Below are 4,393 nucleotides of genomic sequence, written 5' to 3' on the forward strand. Positions count from 1 at the left end.
AGGAGCCGTCGCATCGCGTCAACGTGCCAGCGTCCAGGATGAGCCTGTCGCCGGACGAGCCGGAGCATTTTTCGCGCTGGCTGGCGCATGACGGCGAGGCCGGGCGCGACCCGGATGCGGTATGGCGCAACGGCGACATCTTTCCCAGGCGCCAGGTCTTCGGCCGCTACGTTGCCGAGCAACTGGCTCCGCATATCGCCAGCGGAGCGATCCGCCATGTTCGAGATCATGCCAGCGACGTGAAGCGCAACGGCGACGGTTGGATCGTGACCGCTTCCGGTCAACCGATCGCCGCCGACATGGTGGTTCTCGCCATGACGCACCCGTCCCCCGATGTTCCGGCCGCGCTGGAGCCGATCGCCGATGCGGATGGTTTCGTGGCCGACGTCTACTCTGGCGATGCGCTCGGTTCGATCGCTCCCGAAGCGTCGGTGCTGATCGTCGGCTCCGGCCTGACCTCGGCCGACACCGTTGCCGAGCTCGATCGCCGCGGCCATCGCGGGCGCATCCTGGCCGTCTCACGCCACGGATTGCGTTCGCGCGGACACCCGCAGGTGCGTGGCGAACCTTTTGGCGATTTCACAGCCACGCCGGCCACGACCGCGCTCGGATTGCTCGAAAAAATTCGTTCGACGCTGGCAGTGGCCGATGCCGGCGGCGTCAACTGGCAGTCGGTCTTCGATCAGCTGCGGCTGCAGGGACCGGTGATCTGGTCCGCTCTCAAGGAAGATCAGCGCACCCGGCTGGTGCGGCGGCTGCGCGCGTTCTGGGACGTGCATCGCTTCCGCATCGCGCCGCAGGTCGAGGCGGTGCTCGATCGTCGCTGCACCGAGGGCACGTTCGATAATATCGCCGCGAGCCTTGTGGCCTCGAACGACGACGGAAACGGCCTGGCCATCACTTTGCGCCGACGCGGCCAAAGGCAATTCGAGACGATGCATTTCGACGCGGTGATCAACACAACGGGGCCGGCGCATGGCAAGATACTGCGGACCAATCCGGCGCTGCGCTCGCTTGGCGATGCCGGCCTGATCCGGATCGACAGCCACGGGCTCGGCATTGCAACCGGGCGCGACAGCCGCGCCGTCGGTCCGGACGGCGAGCCTGTGCCTGGCCTTTTCATTGCCGGGCCATTGGCACGCGGCACCTTCGGCGAGCTGATGGGCCTGCCGGAAGTGGCGCGTCACGCGCAAGCGGTCGCCTCGGAGATCGAAAGCCGGCTCGGCGCCCTGTCGTCGATCGTGAGCGGGCGCTGAAAATCCACGACGGTGCAGGCAAGCGAATTGGTATTTCCGTCCGGGCAGGGCCATCAAAACGGAAAATCCTACTTTGTATATATACTCAGTAGACTAATAATTAGCGGCGAAATCCGGCCACGTCCGGATCAATCGTTGGGACAGGCCAAACCGGGAGATCTCCATGCCTCAGAACGATCGTGACGCAGTCAAATTCGCCTATTGGGTGCCGAACGTCTCGGGTGGCCTTGTCATTTCGAACATCGAGCAGAGGACCAACCACTCGGCCGAGTACAACCGCAAGCTGGCGCAGGTCGCCGAGCAGGCGGGCTTCGATTATGCGCTGAGCCAGATCCGCTTCACGGCCGGCTATGGCGCCGATGAGCAGCATGAGTCGGTATCGTTCAGCCATGACCTGCTCGCCGCCACCAAGACGCTGAAGGTGATCGCCGCGATCCTGCCGGGGCCGTGGAACCCGGCGCTGGCGGCAAAGCAGCTCGCCACCATCAGCTATCTCACCAATGGCCGCGTCGCCATCAATCTCGTCTCCGGCTGGTTCCGTGGCGAATTTCATGCCATCGGCGAGCATTGGCTCGACCATGACGAGCGCTATCGCCGCTCGGAAGAATTCATCCGCGCGCTGCGTGGTATCTGGACCGAGGAAAGCTTTACCTTCCGCGGCGACTTCTACCGCTTCAACCAGTATTCGCTGAAGCCGAAGCCGCCGCAGCCGCTGCCCGAGATCTTCCAGGGCGGTTCGTCGCGCGCGGCGCGCGACATGGCCTCGCGCGTTTCGGACTGGTACTTCACCAACGGCAACACGCCCGCCGAGATCGCCAAGCAGGTCGACGACATCCAGGCAAAGGCAAAGGCCAACAGCCACTCGGTCAAGGTCGGCGTCAACGCTTTCGCCATCGTGCGCGAGACTGAGGAAGAGGCGAAGGCGGTGCTGGCCGAAATCATCGCCAAGGCCAATCCGGAAGCGGTCAATGCCTTCGGCCACGAGGTCAAGAATGCCGGCAAGGCCTCGCCGGAAGGCGAGGGCAACTGGGCGAAGTCGTCTTTCGACGATCTGGTGCAGTACAATGACGGTTTCCGCTCGAATTTGATCGGCACGCCGCAGCAGGTCGCCGAGCGCATCGTCGATCTGAAGCGCGCCGGCGCCGACCTCATCCTGCTCGGCTTCCTGCACTTCCAGGAAGAGGTCGAGTATTTCGGCAAATATGTCATCCCGCTCGTGCGCGAGCTGGAAAACGCGGAAGCCGCGGCGGCGCTCGCCGCAGAATAACAACGCCAGCCGCCGGCCGGAGACACTCCGGCCAGCCGACGATGATGAACCGCGCGCCGGTCGGGCGCGCGGCCGGGACCGTGCGTGCCTTCGCTACAGTTGGGGAACGATGGAATGCCGATATCCAACCATGCTTTCGGGGCGATCGAGGCTTCGGTCTATGCGCCGGAAATCTTCGCGCAAGGGCTGCCGGCCGCTCAGCGGCAGGCTCACGGCGACAGGCCTCGACAGCCTGCGGCGGAAGATGCCGCGCCGCTTCTTGCCCTTGAGGGCATAGGGCTGTCTTTCGGTGGCGTGGTGGCGCTGGCGGATGTCGATCTGTCGGTTCGACCGGGTGAGATACGCGCCATTATCGGCCCGAACGGCGCCGGCAAGAGCTCGCTGATCAATGTCATCAGCGGCGTCTACCGGGCTGATCGCGGCCACGTCCGGCTCTACGGCGCGCGCTATGCCCAGGTCCCCACGCAACGGCTGGCGCATCTCGGCGTCGCGCGTACCTTTCAGAACCTCGCTCTGTTCAAGGGGCTCAGCGTCCTCGACAATGTCGCGTCCGGCCTCGCCTACAGGACAAGATCCAACTTCGCCGGACAGATACTCGGCATAGGCCGCACCCGCCGCGAGCAGCAGGAGCAGCGCGGGCGCGCCGACCAGGTTCTCGAATTCCTGCACTTGACCGAAGTCCGCGACCGGCTGGCCGGCACGCTGCCCTATGGCCTGCAGAAGCGTGCCGAGCTTGCTCGGGCGCTGGTCGCCGAACCGCGGCTGCTTTTGCTCGACGAGCCCATGGCCGGCATGACGGCGGGCGAGAAGAGCGAGATGGCGGCCTATGTGCGCGCCGCGCGCGACCGCTTCGCCACAACCGTCGTGCTGATCGAGCACGATGTCGGCGTCGTCATGGGCCTGTCGGACCGCGTCGCCGTGCTCGACTACGGGCGCAAGATCGCCGACGGCACGCCGGACGAGGTGAGGAACGACCAGCGCGTCATCGACGCCTATCTCGGCGTCGCCTCCGACAATGAAGAGGGGGCAGGCATATGATCGGCGACTTCGACTACCAGTTCTTCCTCGAAGTGCTGACCGGCGGCCTGCTCTCGGGGGTCATGTACTCGCTGGTCGCGATCGGCTTCGTGCTGATCTACAAGACCTCCGGCGTGCTGAACTTTGCGCAAGGCGCGCTGCTCCTGTTTGCAGCGCTGACCTTCGTTAGCCTCGTCGAGCGCGGCGTCCCGTTCGCGCTGGCCCTGGCCGTCACCTTCGCCATCATGGTGGCGCTCGGCATCGGCATCGAGCGCACGGTGCTGAGGCCGCTGACCAACAAGCAGCCGATCACGCTTTTCATGGCCACGCTAGGCCTCTCCTATATCATCGAGGGCGCAGCCCAACTCATCTGGGGCACGCAAGTCCACGGCCTCGAGCTCGGCATCGAGGACGTGCCGCTGGAAGTCGGCGGGGTGCTGATCAGCCAGTTCGACATCTTCGCCGCCGCGGTGGCCGCGGCCATGGTGCTGCTCTTGTCGCTGTTCTTCCGCTACACCCGCATCGGCTTGAGCTTCCGCGCCGTGGCCGACGACCAGTTCGCCGCTTTAGCCGTCGGGCTCAGGCTGCCGCTGATCTGGGCCAGCGTGTGGGCTGCGGCCGGCCTCGTCGCGCTGGTGGCCGGACTGCTTTGGGGCGCGCGCCTGGGGGTCCAGTTCTCGCTGTCGCTGGTGGTGCTCAAGGCGCTGCCGGTGCTGGTGCTTGGCGGCTTCGATTCCATCCTCGGTGCGATTGTCGGCGGGCTTTTGATCGGCGCCAGCGAGAAGCTCGCCGAGGTGTATATCGGCGACTATTTCGGCGGCGGCATCGAAAGCTGGTTCGCCTATGTCGTGGC

At 65.3% G+C, this 4,393-nt stretch carries 4 protein-coding genes; all 4 read left to right on the forward strand.

Annotated elements, in window-relative coordinates; translation table 11 throughout:
* Positions 1–1,256 (forward strand): FAD/NAD(P)-binding protein (locus E5X34_RS32380; protein WP_292573246.1); only part of this gene is annotated, 1,256 nt, incomplete at its 5' end.
* Positions 1,257–1,419: 163 nt separating this feature from the next.
* Positions 1,420–2,523, forward strand: a complete 1,104-nt coding sequence (gene sfnG, locus E5X34_RS32385; RefSeq protein ID WP_127248697.1) for a dimethylsulfone monooxygenase SfnG — start codon at positions 1,420–1,422, stop codon at positions 2,521–2,523.
* A 114-nt stretch (positions 2,524–2,637) separates the two neighbouring features.
* A complete protein-coding gene (locus E5X34_RS32390) occupies positions 2,638–3,561 on the forward strand; it encodes an ABC transporter ATP-binding protein (RefSeq protein ID WP_127248696.1) in 924 nt (307 codons plus the stop codon).
* A partial coding sequence (locus E5X34_RS32395; RefSeq protein ID WP_292573248.1) for a branched-chain amino acid ABC transporter permease occupies positions 3,561–4,393 on the forward strand: 833 nt, incomplete at its 3' end. The genes E5X34_RS32390 and E5X34_RS32395, both read left to right, overlap by 1 nt.

This window comes from Mesorhizobium sp. (genome assembly GCF_004963255.1).
In the GTDB taxonomy this organism is placed as follows: Bacteria; Pseudomonadota; Alphaproteobacteria; order Rhizobiales; family Rhizobiaceae; genus Mesorhizobium.

Excerpts from the sequence above, each read along its gene's own strand:
- sfnG (WP_127248697.1), top strand. The coding sequence starts at position 1,420 with ATGCCTCAGAACGATCGTGACGCAGTCAAATTCGCCTATTGGGTGCCG.
- E5X34_RS32390 (WP_127248696.1), top strand. The coding sequence starts at position 2,638 with ATGCCGATATCCAACCATGCTTTCGGGGCGATCGAGGCTTCGGTCTAT.